Below are 13,570 nucleotides of genomic sequence, written 5' to 3'. Positions count from 1 at the left end.
CCCGGCCGGGCCCCAAGGATCTTGACCTGGGGCCCGGCCGGCCCCAGGATCGGCTGACATGACACAGGGACAGGGCAGCACGGTCGACGGGGTGCTGCGGCGCAGCGCCCGACGCGTCCCGGCGCGCGTCGCGCTGGAGTACGGCGAACGGACCTGGACGTACGCGGAACTGGACGACGCCGTCTCCCGCGCCGCCGCCCTCCTGCTCGCCGAGGGACTCGCCCCCGGTGACCGGGTGGCCGCCTACGGCCACAACTCCGACGCCTATCTGATCGCCTTCCTCGCCTGTGCCCGCGCGGGCCTGGTCCATGTGCCCGTCAACCAGCACCTGACCGGCGACGACCTCGGCTACGTCCTCGGCCAGTCGGGCAGTGCGCTGGTGCTCACCGACCCGGCCCTCGCCGGTCAACTCCCGCCGGACGCACGGCAGCTGCCCCTGCGCGACGCCGACGACTCCCTCCTCGCCCGGCTGCCCGGCACCGAGCCGTACGACGGGCCCGAGCCGCGCACCGAGGACCTGGTGCAGCTGCTCTACACCTCCGGGACGACCGCGCTGCCCAAGGGCGCGATGATGACCCACCGCGCGCTGGTCCACGAGTACCTGAGCGCGATCACGGCCCTGGACCTGAGCGCCGGCGACCTGCCCGTGCACGCGCTGCCGCTCTACCACTCGGCACAGATGCACGTCTTCCTGGTGCCCTACCTCGCGGTGGGCGCGACCAACATCGTCCTCGACGCGCCCGACGGTGACCGTCTCTTCGACCTGATCGAGGCGGGCCGCGCCGACAGCCTGTTCGCCCCGCCCACCGTGTGGATCGCGCTCACCAACCGGTCCGACTTCGCCGAGCGCGATCTCACCGGTCTGCGCAAGGCGTACTACGGCGCCTCGATCATGCCGGTGCCCGTCCTGGAGCGGCTGCGCGAACGGCTGCCGAAGCTCGCCCTCTACAACTGCTTCGGGCAGAGCGAGATCGGCCCACTCGCCACCGTGCTCGCCCCCACCGAGCACAAGGGCAGGCTCGACTCCTGCGGCCGCACGGTGCTGTTCGTGGACGCCCGTGTGGTGGACGAGAACGGCGAGGACGTGCCCGACGGGACGCCCGGCGAGATCGTCTACCGCTCCCCGCAGCTGTGCGAGGGCTACTGGGACAAGCCCGAGGAGACCGCGGCCGCCTTCCGTGACGGCTGGTTCCACTCCGGCGACCTCGCGGTCCGCGACGCGCACGGGTACTTCACGATCGTCGACCGGGTGAAGGACGTCATCAACTCCGGTGGCGTCCTGGTCGCCTCCCGTCAGGTCGAGGACGCGCTCTACACCCACGAGGGCGTGGCCGAGGCCGCCGTGATCGGGCTGCCCGACGAGCGGTGGATCGAGGCGGTCACGGCGGTCGTCGTCCCGCGCGGCGAGGTCACCGAGGACCAGCTCGTCGCCCATGTCCGCGAGATACTGCCCGCGTTCAAGGCGCCCAAGCGGGTCCTCTTCGTCACCGAACTGCCCCGCAACGCCAGCGGCAAGATCCTCAAGCGGGAGCTGCGGGACAGGTTCGGCGACTGAGCAACGGCCTCAGCGCGGCCGCAGATCCACGATCCGGCGTATCTTCCCCACCGAGCGCTCCAGCGACTCCGGTTCCACGATCTCCACGGCCACCGACACGCCGATGCCGTCCTTCGCGGCTGCGGCGATCGACCGGGCCGCCGCCTCCCGCGCCTCGGGGGTGGCACCCGGCCGGGCCTCGGCGCGCACGGTGAGCGCGTCGAGCCGCCCCTCGCGGGTCAGCCGGAGCTGGAAGTGCGGCGCCACCCCGGGCGTGCGCAGCACGATCTCCTCGAACTGGGTCGGGAACACATTGACCCCGCGCAGGATTACCATGTCGTCGCTGCGGCCGGTGATCTTCTCCATCCGGCGGAACGCCCGCGCCGTGCCCGGCAGCAGCCGGGTCAGATCCCGGGTGCGGTACCGGACGATCGGCATCGCCTCCTTCGTCAGGGAGGTGAACACCAGCTCGCCCGGCTCGCCCTCCGGCAGCACCTCGCCCGTGATGGGGTCGACAACCTCTGGATAGAAGTGGTCCTCCCACACATGGAGACCGTCCTTGGTCTCGGCGCACTCCTGGGCCACGCCGGGACCTATCACCTCCGACAGGCCGTAGATGTCGACGGCGTCGATCGCGAACCGCTCCTCGATCTCTCGCCGCATCTCCTCCGTCCACGGCTCGGCACCGAAGATCCCGACCCGCAGCGAAGTGCCGCGCGGGTCCACGCCCTGGCGCTCGAACTCGTCGAGCAGCGTGAGCATGTAGGACGGCGTGACCATGATGACCCGGGGTTCCAGGTCCTGGATCAGCCGCACCTGCCGGGCCGTCATGCCCCCGGAGGCGGGCACGACCGTACAGCCCAGGCGCTCGGCGCCGTAGTGCGCGCCGAGGCCGCCGGTGAACAGCCCGTAGCCGTACGCCACATGGACCACGTCCCCGGGGCGGCCGCCCGCCGCGCGGATCGAGCGCGCCACCAGGTCGGCCCACAGGGAGAGGTCGCCCTCCGTGTAGCCCACCACCGTGGGCAGGCCGGTCGTGCCGCTGGAGGCGTGGAGGCGGCGGATGCGCTCGCGGGGGACGGCGAACATGCCGTACGGGTAGTTCTCGCGCAGGTCGCTCTTGACGGTGAACGGGAAGCGTGCGAGGTCCGCCAGCGAGTGGCAGTCCTCGGGGTGGACCCCGGCCTTGTCGAAGGAATCGCGGTAGAACGGCACGTGCTCGTAGGCGTGCCGCAGCGTGGCGCGCAGCCGCTCCAGCTGGAGGGCGCGCAGCTCGTCGAGTCCGAGCCGCTCGCCCGCGTCGAGCAGATCCGCCGTGTCCGTCATCGGAAAAGGCCCCCTCACGCGCCACGCACATACACAATACGGACGACCGATCATTCGGTCGTTTCCTTCGAGGCAAGTAATTCAGGCCGGCGGGTCCGAGGCAAGAGGCAGGCACCCGGATTTTTCCCAGGGGCGCGCGCAGACCGGCGCGCGCCGCCCGAACGTCCCCCTCACATGGCCTGTCCGCCGCCCGGACCGGTCGCTAGGCTGACTCGCGGACGACGAACCGGGAGGAGCACGGACGTGGCCGAGAGCATCACCCAGCGGCAGCCGCTCGCGGGCTGGGACAAGCCGGACCTGGACCTCAGCGGGGCGCAGTGGCGCTCCGGCAGCGGCGGTCTGGGGGACGTCCAGATCGCCTTCGTGGAAGGCTTCGTCGCGATGCGCAACAGCGACCGCACGGAGAGCCCCTCCCTGATCTTCACGCCCGCCGAGTGGGGTGCCTTCGTCTCCGGCGCGCGCGCCGGTGAGTTCGACCTGACCTGAGCGCCCCCCACCAGGACACCCGGAGCCCGAACTCGCCGCCGACGCCCAGCTGCTCGTCCTCGGGTCACGCGGCCGGGGCGGCTTCACCGGACCGCTGCTCGGCTCCAACGGCGTGGCCGCCGCCCGCGACGCCATGCTCGGCTCGGTCACCCACGCCGTGCTGCTCCACGCGGCGAGCCCGGTCGTCGTCGTACCGCCCGTTCCCACGGACGAGTGACCCGCGCGGGCGACGCGCCCGGTCCGTCCGGGTGCCCCGCCGCGCGCGGCCGTTCCCCAGGGGCGCCCGCACGTCGCCGCGCGCTCCCGGGCACGTACCATTGCCGCATGTCGTTCCTCCGCCGCCGCAGCGCAACCCCCGCCGGCCCCGATTTCGACGTGCTGGCCATGGACCCGGGCGACTGGCCGGGCAACCTCGGCGCGGGCCTGCTGCCCGCTCCCGACGGCACCTGCCAGGGTGTCTTCCTGCGCTACGACCTGTTCGGCGGGCGCGGCCCCGCCATGATCATCGGCAATCTCCCCGAGGGCTCCCCGGCCCGCGAGACCGCCGAGGACGAGATCCCCTTCGAGGTCGCACAGCTGCTGCTCGCGCTGGAGAACGACGAGGAGGTCACGGTCGTCGGCACCGAGGACACCCCGGTCCTCCAGGGCGACAACCTGCTGATCGTGCGCCGCCTCAAGCTCTCCGAGAGCCGTATCTCCTGCGTGCAGTTCGACCGCAGCGACGGTGTGCTCGTCACGATCGCCGCCTGGGACCGGCCCATCACCGACGACCTGTACGCCCTGCTGAAACCGCTCCCGGCGGAACTGTTCCAGCAGGGCTGAGGCCCGGCCTCAGCGGCGCGCGGCCGCCAGTGTCACATCGGCCGCGCGGACGAACGCCACCCGGTGGCCGTACTGGATCTCGTAGTACAGGTCCTTGCCGACGACCACCTTGTGCGAGTCCTCGGTGAAGGTGACCGCGTAGTAGTACTCGCCCGGCATCTCGTCACCGACGACGTACTTCTGCCCGGCCGGGATCGTGTACGGCAGCGCCACCACCGACTGGGCCGGGACGCCCGCCGGGTACGCCTCCTTCTCCGGGTACGCCCGGCCGTACACCGGGACGCTCGCCAGACCGTCCTTCGGGGTGATCGTGAACCCGGACGCGGGAACCGCCGTCGCGTGCCGCTTCGGGTTCTGGAACCACGCCTTCTGGCCGAGGTACCAGATCGCCGTCCAGCCGCCCCAGCGGTCCGCGACCGCGTACTGCTGGCCGGTGGAGACGCGTGAGGAGAGGTCGTTCACCCCGGTCGTCGGGGTGGTGCCGAGGCCGATGTCCTTGACCAGCGGGGCGTTCACGTCGTGGTCCGTGTACAGCCGCACCTCGCCGGAGCCGTGCGCCGGGCAGGAGGCGGCGGCCGGGTCGCAGCCCGTGTACACCGGCTGGTTGGCCGCGTAGTCCGGCCGGATCGTCACCAGCCCGGAGCGGGCGGTGCCCGTCGCCCTGAACGGGTGGCCGAGCAGCTGGAAGTAGTGCCGCCAGTCCCAGTACGGACCCGGGTCGGTGTGCATACCGCGCACCGTCGAGGCGGTCGGCCCCGGCACGTTGTCGTGGCCGAGGATGTGCTGCCGGTCCAGCGGGACGCCGTACGCGCGCGACAGATAGCGCACCAGACGGGCCGAGGAGCGGTACATCGCCTCCGTGTACCAGGCGTCCGGCGCGGTCAGGAAGCCCTCGTGCTCGATGCCGATCGAGCGGGCGTTGACGTCCCAGTTGCCCGCGTGCCAGGCCACGTCCTTCGCCTTCACATGCTGGGCGATCAGACCATCGGTGGAGCGGATCGTGTAGTTCCAGGACACATAGGTGGGGTCCTGGATCAGGTTCATCACCCCGTCCCAGCCGCCCTCGGTGTCATGGATGACGATGTACTTGATCCGCTGCGAGGCCGGGCGGTTCCCCAGGTCGTGGTTGCCGTAGTCGTTGTCCCCGAACTGCTCGTACGGCGCCGGGACCGACACACAGGACACCCTCGCCGGGCACTCCACGCCGTCGGTCTTCGGCGCGCGCAGACCGGTCCGCTTCAGCTGGGCCGTGTCGCCGCGCACACCGGGGACGGCCTTGAGGACGACCCGCCGGCCGTCGTCGGTGGTGCGGGACTCGCCGGTGCGCAGTACGTCGAACACGTCGTTCGCGTACGCGGCCGCCGTCGCCGAGTCGTCGGCGCCGGAGAACCGGGCCACCGCGCCGTACCACGCGGCCGGATCGGCGCCGGCCTTCTGGCCCAGCCGCTTCTGCTCGGCCGCGAGCAGGGCGGCGCCCCCGGCGATGTTGGCCGCCGGGTCGGTGCGCAGCTCGGCGGCGGGCAGGCCGGTCAGTTCCGCCGCGCGGCGCAGCGTGGTCAGGCGGGCCGGGAGCGCCGAGGCGGGCGGCGCCTCGGCGCGCGGGTGCAGGGGAGTGCGGGCGCTGTCGCCGCGCGGGTCCTCGGTGCCCTCGGCGTAGTGCTCGGTGGTGGCGAGCGCCGTGCGGGCGTCGGTCAGATGCATCGGGCCGTACCCGCCGCTCACGCTGGGGGCACCGGCGTGCGAGTCCCAGCGCGACTGGAGGTAGGAGACGGCCAGCAGCAGGCTCTGCGGCACGTGGTACTCGGCCGAGGCGGCGGCGAACGCGCGCTGGAGGCTGTCGTCGGACGGCGCGGGAGCCGCGCCGGAGGACGGGGCCGCGCCGAGCAGCGGCAACAGCAAGGCGGCGCCCGCGAGGGCGCCGGTGGTGCGGTTCAGCCGTCTGCGGCCGGGGGTGGATGTCGGGTCGGTGGCGAATCCTCGCAATGCGGCCTCCTGTGACGGGCGGGCGTGGCGGGACGGGCGGCGCCGAGCTGGGTCAGTGGTACCGGCTGGCCGACGATCCGTCAATCATGCCCTCGGGGAGGCGATTTCCCATGTCACAGATGGGTCCGGCGAGTTTCGCGGCGGCGGGTGGCGGGCCTGCGGGGCGTCAGTGGAGTAGACCAACGTCACCGGCCTGCGCCGAGCGAACCGGGGAGTGGACCCGGCAGCCCGGCAGCGGAGAAATCCGCGGTGCGCCGCCGCTCCGGGCGCACCGCGGAGTCCGTGTCAGCGGGTGCCCACCGCCGCCCGCACCGCCTGCCGGGCCAGGTGGCAGTCGTCGTGCAGGCGCCGCAGCAGCAGCCGCTGTTCCTCCCCGCTCGGCACGCCGCCCACCCGGGCCGCGGCCGGAGCCGTCTCGTGCATCGAGCGCTGGACGGCCGTCTCGTAGGTACGGATCTCCCGGGTGAGCACCAGCATCAGGTTCACCAGGAAGGCGTCGCGCGAGGCGGGTCCGCCGAACTGGGCGATCTGGCTGATGTGCCGCCGGGCGTCCGGGGCGCTGCCGAGGGCGAGCCACAGGGTGGCCAGGTCGTACCCCGGCAGGTACCAGCCCGCGTGCTCCCAGTCGACCAGGACCGGGCCCGTCGGGGAGAGCAGGATGTTCGACAGCAGGGCGTTGCCGTGGCAGAACTGGCCCATGCCCTGGCGGCCCGCCGAGTGCGCGATGCCGTGCAGCAGCTTCTGGAGGTCGCCCAGATCACGGTCGGTCAGCAGCCCCAGCTCGTGGTAGCGGTTGATGCGGGCCGCGTAGTCCAGCGGGGCGTCGAAGGTGCCCGCCGGGGGACGCCACGCGTTCAGCCGGCAGATCGCGCCGAGCGCGGTCCGGATGTCCGGGCGGGCCGGGGCGTCCATCGGGTGGCGCTGGAGCGCGGCGACCCGGCCGGGCACCCGCTCGATCACCAGTGTGCAGTTGTCCGGGTCCGCCGCGATCAGCCTCGGCACCCGCACAGGGGGGCGGTGCCGGACGAACGAGCGGTATGCCGCTATCTCGTGCCTGACCCGCTCGGCCCACGAGGGCGAGTGGTCCAGCAGACACTTCGCCACGGCCGTGCTGCGGCCCGCCGTACCCACGAGGGTGACGGAGCGGCCGGTGCGGCGCAGTACCTGCACCGGGGCGAACTCCGGGCAGATGCGGTGCACGGCGTTGATGGCGCCGCGCAGTTGGGCCCCCTGGGGGCCGGACAGGTCCAGTCTGCCGCTGAGCGGCTGCGCGCCGGGCTGGCCCGGGATGCGCGCTGCGCGGCCCACGACCGGCACGGATGTTCCGGGCCGCGCCGCCGGGTCGAGATACGGTCCGCCGCCCGCCGGGCGGGGACGCGGAGGCCGGGGCGGAGCGGACACGGAGGACGATGCTGCGTACATGGGAGATACAGATCCCTTCGTGTGCCTGCGGTGCCTGTCCTGACAGTCCATGAGCTGTGCTCGCGCCGCCCGGCCCGGCTCCTCGGAACACCCTGGGGAATGTCCCGGGGTGACCGGGTCGGGGTGGCGCTTTCCTACCTGACACCCGATGTCCACTGGCACACCATCTGGCGCACCCTGGCGAACCCTGGCGAATAGTCGCCCGGCAACCGGCACGGGGCTACTGTCAACTCAGCCGAGAACCTGGGGGCTTGACGTGAGCGGACAACCCAACACCCGCTTCGCTGACCTGTTCGGCCTGGCCGGCTGGTCGAAGGGCGAACTCGCGAGACTGGTCAACCGGCAGGCGGCGGCCATGGGCCACCCCCAGCTCTCGACCGACACCTCGCGGGTGCGGCGGTGGATCGACACGGGAGAGATCCCGCGCGATCCGGTGCCGAGGGTGCTGGCGGCTCTGTTCACCGAGCGACTCGGCCGTGTCGTGACCATCGAGGACCTCGGTCTGGTACGGCACGGGCGTGCGGGGAAACGGCAGGGCGACGGGAATGCGGATCATCCCGACGGCGTGCTGTGGACGCCCGGACGGACCGCCGCGGTCCTCACCGAATTCACGGGAATGGACCTCATGCTCAACCGACGCGGCTTGGTGGGCGCGGGTGCCGCGCTCGCCGCGGGAGCCACACTCAGCAGTTCCATGCGCGACTGGCTGCACACCGACCCTGCCCTGAAGGCCGACGCCCCCGTCTTCGACGATCCCCTGCACGCCGACCCCGCCGGGTTCGACCGCTACGAGGCCGCCCCCGTCGGGGAGCAGGAGGTCGAGGAACTGGAGGGCTCCGTCGCGGTGTTCCGCGCCTGGGACGCGGCACGCGGCGGCGGCCTCCAGCGCAAGGCGGTCGTGGGCCAGCTCAACGAGGTGGGCGGCATGCTCGCCTACCACCACCCACCCCAACTCCAGCGGCGCCTGTGGGGCGTCGCGGCCAACCTCGCGGTCCTCGCGGGCTGGATGTCGCACGACGTGGGCCTGGAGCCCACGGCACAGAAGTACTTCGTCATCGCCGCGCACGCCGCGCACGAGGGCGGCGACCGGCCGCGCGCCGGGGAGGCCCTGTCCCGGGCCGCCCGCCAGATGGTGCACCTGGGCCGGCCCGACGAGGCCCTGGACCTGATGAAGCTCGCCCACTCCGGCTCGGGGGAACGTCTCCAGCCGCGTACGAAGGCGATGTTCCACACCATCGAGGCGTGGGCGCAGGCCGCGATGGGCAAGGGCCAGGCGATGCGGCGCACCCTCGGTCAGGCGGAGGACCTCTTCGTCTCCGACCGCCGCTCCGAGACACAGCCCGACTGGATGCAGACCTTCAAGGACGAGGATCTGTACGGGATGCAGGCCCTCGCCTACCGCACACTGGCCGAGTTCGACCCGACCGCCGCCGCGCACGCCCAGTACTACGCCGAGAAGGCCCTGGCGCTCAGGATCGACGGACGGGAGCGGTCGAAGATCTTCGACCATCTCTCCATGGCCTCGGCCTGCTTCATCGCCGACGACCCCGAGCAGGCCGACCGGTACGCCCGGCTCGCCCTCCTGGCGATGGGCGCCAACTCCTCGCGGCGCACCTGGGACCGGCTGCTCCAGATGTACCGGCTCAGCGCGGAGTACGCGGGCTATCCGAGGATCCACCAACTGCGGGAGGAGATCAGGACAGCGATGCCCAGGCAGCGGGGGAGGAGTGCGGAGGCCTGAGGGCCGCTCCGTCAGTCGGTGACCCTGGCCACCAGCAGGCAGGCGTCGTACGCCCGTCCCGCCGTGCCGAACGCCTCGGCGACGATCCGCGCGCACTCCGGCGCGGTGGACGCCGCGGCCAGGAGCGGGCCGAGTCCGAGCAGCCGGTCCAGTGCAGTGGACCCACCGGTGCCGAGGAGCAGCCCCTCGGTGTGCAGCACGAGCAGATCGCCCTGCTCCAGGGTGAGTTCGGCCTGCCCACCGCCGGTTCCGGGCGCGTCGTCCGGTGCGGTCAGCACGCGCCCCGTCCCGTCGCGGAACAGCAGCGGGGCGGGGTGACCGGTGCGCGCCCAGATGAGGGTGCGGTCGCCGGGGGTGTAGCGACAGCACACGGCGCCGCCGAGCGTGGCGGGCGGTGCGGAGGCGCCGAGTACCTGGTCGAGCACGGCGAGCAGGGGGCCGGGTCCGGTGCCGGACAGGGCCATGCCGCGCACGGCACCCAGCAGGACGGCCACGGCCGGAACCGGGCTGCCGTGCTGTCCGGTGAGGTCACCGGCGCTCAACAGGTAGGAGTCGTCCGGGAGTTCGAGGGCGTCGCACCAGTCGCCGCCCGCCGTGGCGACCGCCTCGGAGGGCAGGTGCCGGGCGGCGATGTCGAGCGCGCCCGTGCCGTGGCGTGCGGGTTCGCTCCACAGCGGCAGCAAGGTCTCGCCGGGCGGCGCCGGGGGCCGCTGACGCAGGCGTAAGGAGTCGCCGGTCTCGCGCACCGTCCGCCCCCGGCGGCGCAGTTCGCTGACGTCCCGCAGCACGGCCCACATCGAGACGGTGCCGCCGTCGGTGTCCAGGACGGGCTCGCCCCTCATGTGCACGGTGCGTACGGAGGTGTCGGGCCGTACGACGCGGAACTCGCCGTCGATCGGCTTTGCGTCCACCAGGCAGGCCGTCACCATCGCGGTCAGCCCGGGCCGGTCCTCCTCGTGCACCAGGGACGGGAGTTCGTCCAGGGTGAGGGCGGGCACGACCGGATCGAGGCCGAGGATGCCGTACAGCTCGGCGGACCAACTCGCCTCGTCCGTCAGCAGGTTCCACTCCGCGCTGCCGACCCGGCCGAGCAGCGAGTCGCCGTCGCCCTCGGGGCGCCGGCGGTCCGGACCGTCCCGGAGCTGGGCCAAGTGGGCGTCGAGGTCGTCGAGTTGGTGCAGTGCCAGTTCGTACAGGGCCTGTTGCCAGCGCTCCTCCGGGTCCGAGCCGTGGCTCGGTGTGCCGCGCCGTACGGCGGCCATGTCGCCCTTGAGCCGCCGCGTCTGCGAGATGAGCGCCTCGACCGAGCCGCGTCCGGGCGGCGGGGCGGCTGGGCGGTCCGCGGAGACAGAGGACGGCATGACGCACTCCGATGGGAACGGTACGGCAGGGAGAACAGTGGAACCGCTACGACTGTGGCACAGCCCGCGACCCCTCGTAAGGGATTTGGCAACACCCGATGCGGGGGTGCTTCTGGCATATGTCAGAGTCTTCCGGACGTGGTCCTCGGGGGGCTCGGCTGTACGGACAGGGGTCGTCAAGTCGTAGGAAAGCTAAGGCATTTGACGCATCGGAGAGCGGCGCGGCCGAGGGTTCGGCCACGCGTTCGGTGCTTGTGTGTTCGGGAGTGGGGAGGGGTGGTGTGCGCTCAGCGGAGGCCGATCGCCCGGTCCGCCGCCGCGCGGCTCGGCTGCCACCACGTCGTCACCGGCTCCCACACCAGGACCCGCGTCCCGGTGCCCAGCCGTCCGGCGGAGAAGACGGCGCCCCACCGCCCGGCCGCGTCGGACACGTAGACCGAGTGGGCCCGGCGGGCCTCCGGGTCCCGCGGATCGCCGATGGTGCGCACGGCCGCGTACGCGGTCTCCCGCGCGCCGATCCGGTAGGTGCCCGCGCCGCCGTCCGGCACCGGCAGCGCGGCCCCGTCGAGACCGCCGAAGCTGACCACGGGCACGCGCTCCACGGTGCAGGCGCGGCCGCCCCGGTTGGTCACCGAGAACCGCACGACGGTGCGATCGGCGGCCGCCGCCGCGGCCCGCACGGTCAGTTCACCCTGGGTGCACGGGGCGACCCGGACGGGGGCCGCGTGACCGGCCGGCGCGGTCAGCAGCACGGCCCCGGCGGCGAGGACGGCGGAAGCGGCGGCGAAGGCACGGATACGCATGACGGACTCCCTGATCACGGTCGACGGCACGGCCGGCGGACCACGGTCCGCCCGATCGGTAGGACGGCGGTCCGGCCTGAGAGGTTGTACCGGAATCGGCGCTGTGACCCGATTGCGCTACACCTGTCGCCCTTCCCGGGGCGGCTCACTCGTCGCCCTCCGCCGACGAACTCCAGGAGTTCCCGTCCGCGGGGCAGGAACTGCCGTTCGGCGGCAGCGAGCCGTACAGCAGGAAGTCGTTGACCTTGCGGTGCACGCACTTGGAGGAGGCGTAGCCGGTGTGGCCGTCACCCTTGTTGTCGAGCACCACGGCCGAGTCGCCCAGCCGCTCGGCCGTCTCCACGGTCCAGCGGTACGGCGTCGCCGGGTCGCCGCGCGTGCCGATCAGCAGCATCCGGGCGGACGGCACGTCCTTCACCTCGTCGCGGATGTAGTCCGTGCCCTTGGGGCGGCCGTAGCACATCAGCAACTGGGTGAGCCGGTAGCGGCCGAAGACCGGGGACGCCTCGTCGTAGGCGGAGCGCAGGTCCTCGAGGTCCTTGGTGACGCGGGCGTCCGACGGGCGGTCCGGGTCGTCGGCGCAGTTGATCGCCAGCAGCGCGGCGGGCAGATTGTCGACCGGCACCGCCTGGGTGTCGGTCAGCCCGGTGTGCTCGCCGCCCTTGCCGTTGTCCTTGTCGCTCCCGCTCCCGCCGCCGTCGGAGCGCGGCGGCGCGGTGATGCCGCCGGTGGCGAAGCTGAGGACACGCCGGGTGTCGCCGTCCTCGACCAGGGAGGCCAGCGCGCGCTCCAGCGACGGCCACAGCTGCTTGCTGTACAGGCCCTGTCCGATCGCGCCCACCAGGTCCTGGCCCGAGAAGGTGCCGCCGAAGTCCGTGGGCACCGGGTTCGCGTCGAGCGAGCGCACCAGCTGCACCACCTGGTCGCGGGCCGCCCGCCGGTCCTGCCCGAAGGGACAGCCCACGTCGTCCGTGCACCAGTCCACGAAGGAGTCCAGCGCCGTCTGCTGCCCCTCGGCCCCGGCCCTGCCCTGCTCGGACAGCGGCTCGGTGAGCGTGTCCACGCCGTCCAGGGCGATGTGCCCGACCTTGTGCGGGAACCGGGCCGCGTAGACCGCGCCGAGCCGGGTGCCGTAGGAGAAGCCCAGGTAGTCCAGCTTCTTGCGGCCCAGCGCCTGGCGGATCACGTCCATGTCGCGGGCCGCGTCGACCGTGCCCATGTGCTGGAGGACCGGCCCGGAGTACTTGGCGCACAGCTCGGCGGACTGCCGCAGCCGGGTGAGCAGCGTCTGCGGGCGGCGGACGTCCAGGTCCGAGTCCGAGGCCGCCGCGTCCGCAGCCGGGTCCTGGCCCGCGCCGCAGGTGACGGGGGAGGAGCGGCCGACGCCGCGCGGATCGAAGGTGACCACGTCGTACCCGTTGGTCAGGTCCATGAAGGCCTTGCCGCTCGCGGCGAGCTGGGCGACGCCCGGTGCCCCGGGACCGCCGAAGTTCAGCAGCAGCGAGCCGTGCTGTTTCCCGGTCGCCCGGTAGCGGGCCAGCGCCAGATCGAGGGTGGCGCCGCCGGGGTGGGCGTAGTCGAGCGGGACGGTGACCTTGCCGCACTGGAGGTCCCGGGGCATGTCGGGGCTCTCGCAGGCGCCCCAGGCCACCTTCTGCTCGTAGAACCGGGACAGTCCGGGCGCGGGGGCGTCGGCCGCCGCGACGGGCAGCCCGGCGCCGAGCAGCGCGAGGGTGAGGACACCGGCGCACGCGCCGCGTCGCAGGGCGGGTCGTCTGGTCAGCTTCGCCGGCATCGATCGCCTCCCGGGACGCGGCCGCCCGGGGGATCTGGAGCCGCGCCGTCCTCACCATAAGCGGGCCCCGCGGCCGCCGCCTCCCGGCGGGTGCGGGGCTTCCTGGGGTCGTACCCTGCCCGCCCGTCGAGGGCTGTGTGCTCGATTTCGGACGCGTTCATGACTGTTTCGCGGTCGTTTGGGAGGTCACTTCTGACTCGTTCGGGCGTCGTCAAGCCATTCGATGGACCGGGCCACTCGATGGGGTGAAAGCAGGAATAGCCATAACTCGGATGGTCCGGCCGCGTTCTATGTGGT

The 13,570-nt window shown here is 72.7% G+C and carries 10 protein-coding genes and 1 pseudogene; 5 read left to right on the top strand and 6 right to left on the bottom strand.

Annotated elements, in window-relative coordinates; all coding sequences use genetic code 11:
• Positions 1-58 precede the first annotated feature (58 nt).
• Positions 59-1,555: an acyl-CoA synthetase gene (locus AB0E91_RS20875; RefSeq protein ID WP_361783783.1), complete on the top strand. Its 1,497-nt coding sequence runs from the start codon at positions 59-61 to the stop codon at positions 1,553-1,555.
• A gap of 9 nt (positions 1,556-1,564) precedes the next feature.
• On the opposite strand, the gene paaK is transcribed toward AB0E91_RS20875, so the two are convergent.
• Positions 1,565-2,860 carry a phenylacetate--CoA ligase PaaK gene (gene paaK / locus AB0E91_RS20870; protein WP_361783781.1) on the bottom strand — a complete coding sequence of 432 codons (1,296 nt, stop codon included), beginning with the start codon at positions 2,858-2,860 and terminating at the stop codon, positions 1,565-1,567.
• Between the two features lie 243 nt (positions 2,861-3,103).
• Here paaK and AB0E91_RS20865 point away from each other — a divergent pair, with 243 nt between their 5' ends.
• The 3 genes and pseudogenes from AB0E91_RS20865 to AB0E91_RS20855 all read left to right on the top strand — a co-directional run bounded on the left by AB0E91_RS20865 (position 3,104) and on the right by AB0E91_RS20855 (position 4,168).
• Positions 3,104-3,346, top strand: coding sequence for a DUF397 domain-containing protein (locus tag AB0E91_RS20865; protein ID WP_361783779.1), 243 nt, complete (start codon positions 3,104-3,106; stop codon positions 3,344-3,346).
• Between the two features lie 25 nt (positions 3,347-3,371).
• Positions 3,372-3,476, top strand: a pseudogene (locus AB0E91_RS20860) (universal stress protein); the annotation flags it as partial.
• 194 nt (positions 3,477-3,670) lie between these two features.
• Positions 3,671-4,168, top strand: a complete 498-nt coding sequence (locus AB0E91_RS20855; RefSeq protein WP_361783776.1) for a hypothetical protein — start codon at positions 3,671-3,673, stop codon at positions 4,166-4,168.
• Positions 4,169-4,177: 9 nt separating this feature from the next.
• On the opposite strand, the gene AB0E91_RS20850 is transcribed toward AB0E91_RS20855, so the two are convergent.
• Both AB0E91_RS20850 and AB0E91_RS20845 read right to left on the bottom strand, forming a co-directional pair.
• Positions 4,178-6,151, bottom strand: coding sequence for a peptidoglycan recognition family protein (locus tag AB0E91_RS20850; RefSeq protein WP_361783773.1), 1,974 nt, complete (start codon positions 6,149-6,151; stop codon positions 4,178-4,180).
• 285 nt (positions 6,152-6,436) lie between these two features.
• Complete coding sequence (locus AB0E91_RS20845; RefSeq protein ID WP_361783770.1) at positions 6,437-7,573, bottom strand: aminoglycoside phosphotransferase family protein; 1,137 nt, start codon at positions 7,571-7,573, stop codon at positions 6,437-6,439.
• 256 nt (positions 7,574-7,829) lie between these two features.
• Here AB0E91_RS20845 and AB0E91_RS20840 point away from each other — a divergent pair, with 256 nt between their 5' ends.
• On the top strand, positions 7,830-9,314 hold the full coding sequence (locus AB0E91_RS20840) for a hypothetical protein (RefSeq protein WP_361783767.1): 1,485 nt from the start codon (positions 7,830-7,832) through the stop codon (positions 9,312-9,314).
• An 11-nt stretch (positions 9,315-9,325) separates the two neighbouring features.
• On the opposite strand, the gene AB0E91_RS20835 is transcribed toward AB0E91_RS20840, so the two are convergent.
• The 3 genes from AB0E91_RS20835 to AB0E91_RS20825 all read right to left on the bottom strand — a co-directional run bounded on the left by AB0E91_RS20835 (position 9,326) and on the right by AB0E91_RS20825 (position 13,273).
• Positions 9,326-10,675: a SpoIIE family protein phosphatase gene (locus AB0E91_RS20835; protein ID WP_361783764.1), complete on the bottom strand. Its 1,350-nt coding sequence runs from the start codon at positions 10,673-10,675 to the stop codon at positions 9,326-9,328.
• Between the two features lie 287 nt (positions 10,676-10,962).
• Positions 10,963-11,478, bottom strand: coding sequence for a DUF4232 domain-containing protein (locus AB0E91_RS20830; RefSeq protein ID WP_361783762.1), 516 nt, complete (start codon positions 11,476-11,478; stop codon positions 10,963-10,965).
• Between the two features lie 145 nt (positions 11,479-11,623).
• Entirely contained in the window at positions 11,624-13,273 is a 1,650-nt protein-coding gene (locus tag AB0E91_RS20825) for an alpha/beta fold hydrolase (protein ID WP_361783759.1), read from the bottom strand.
• Between the last annotated feature and the right edge of the window lie 297 nt (positions 13,274-13,570).

This window comes from Streptomyces sp. NPDC026659 (assembly GCF_040638245.1).
Lineage (GTDB): Bacteria > Actinomycetota > Actinomycetes > Streptomycetales > Streptomycetaceae > Streptomyces.
The sequence above is the reverse complement of the archived record's forward strand: the minus strand, read 5'-3'. Positions and strand labels throughout refer to the sequence as shown.

What these genes read in the sequence shown, in the direction of transcription:
- AB0E91_RS20825 (WP_361783759.1), bottom strand. Translation starts at nt 13,273, where the DNA reads ATGCCGGCGAAGCTGACCAGACGACCCGCCCTGCGACGCGGCGCGTGC.
- AB0E91_RS20855 (WP_361783776.1), top strand. Translation starts at nt 3,671, where the DNA reads ATGTCGTTCCTCCGCCGCCGCAGCGCAACCCCCGCCGGCCCCGATTTC.
- AB0E91_RS20835 (WP_361783764.1), bottom strand. Translation starts at nt 10,675, where the DNA reads ATGCCGTCCTCTGTCTCCGCGGACCGCCCAGCCGCCCCGCCGCCCGGA.
- paaK (WP_361783781.1), bottom strand. Translation starts at nt 2,860, where the DNA reads ATGACGGACACGGCGGATCTGCTCGACGCGGGCGAGCGGCTCGGACTC.
- AB0E91_RS20875 (WP_361783783.1), top strand. Translation starts at nt 59, where the DNA reads ATGACACAGGGACAGGGCAGCACGGTCGACGGGGTGCTGCGGCGCAGC.
- AB0E91_RS20845 (WP_361783770.1), bottom strand. Translation starts at nt 7,573, where the DNA reads ATGTACGCAGCATCGTCCTCCGTGTCCGCTCCGCCCCGGCCTCCGCGT.
- AB0E91_RS20830 (WP_361783762.1), bottom strand. Translation starts at nt 11,478, where the DNA reads ATGCGTATCCGTGCCTTCGCCGCCGCTTCCGCCGTCCTCGCCGCCGGG.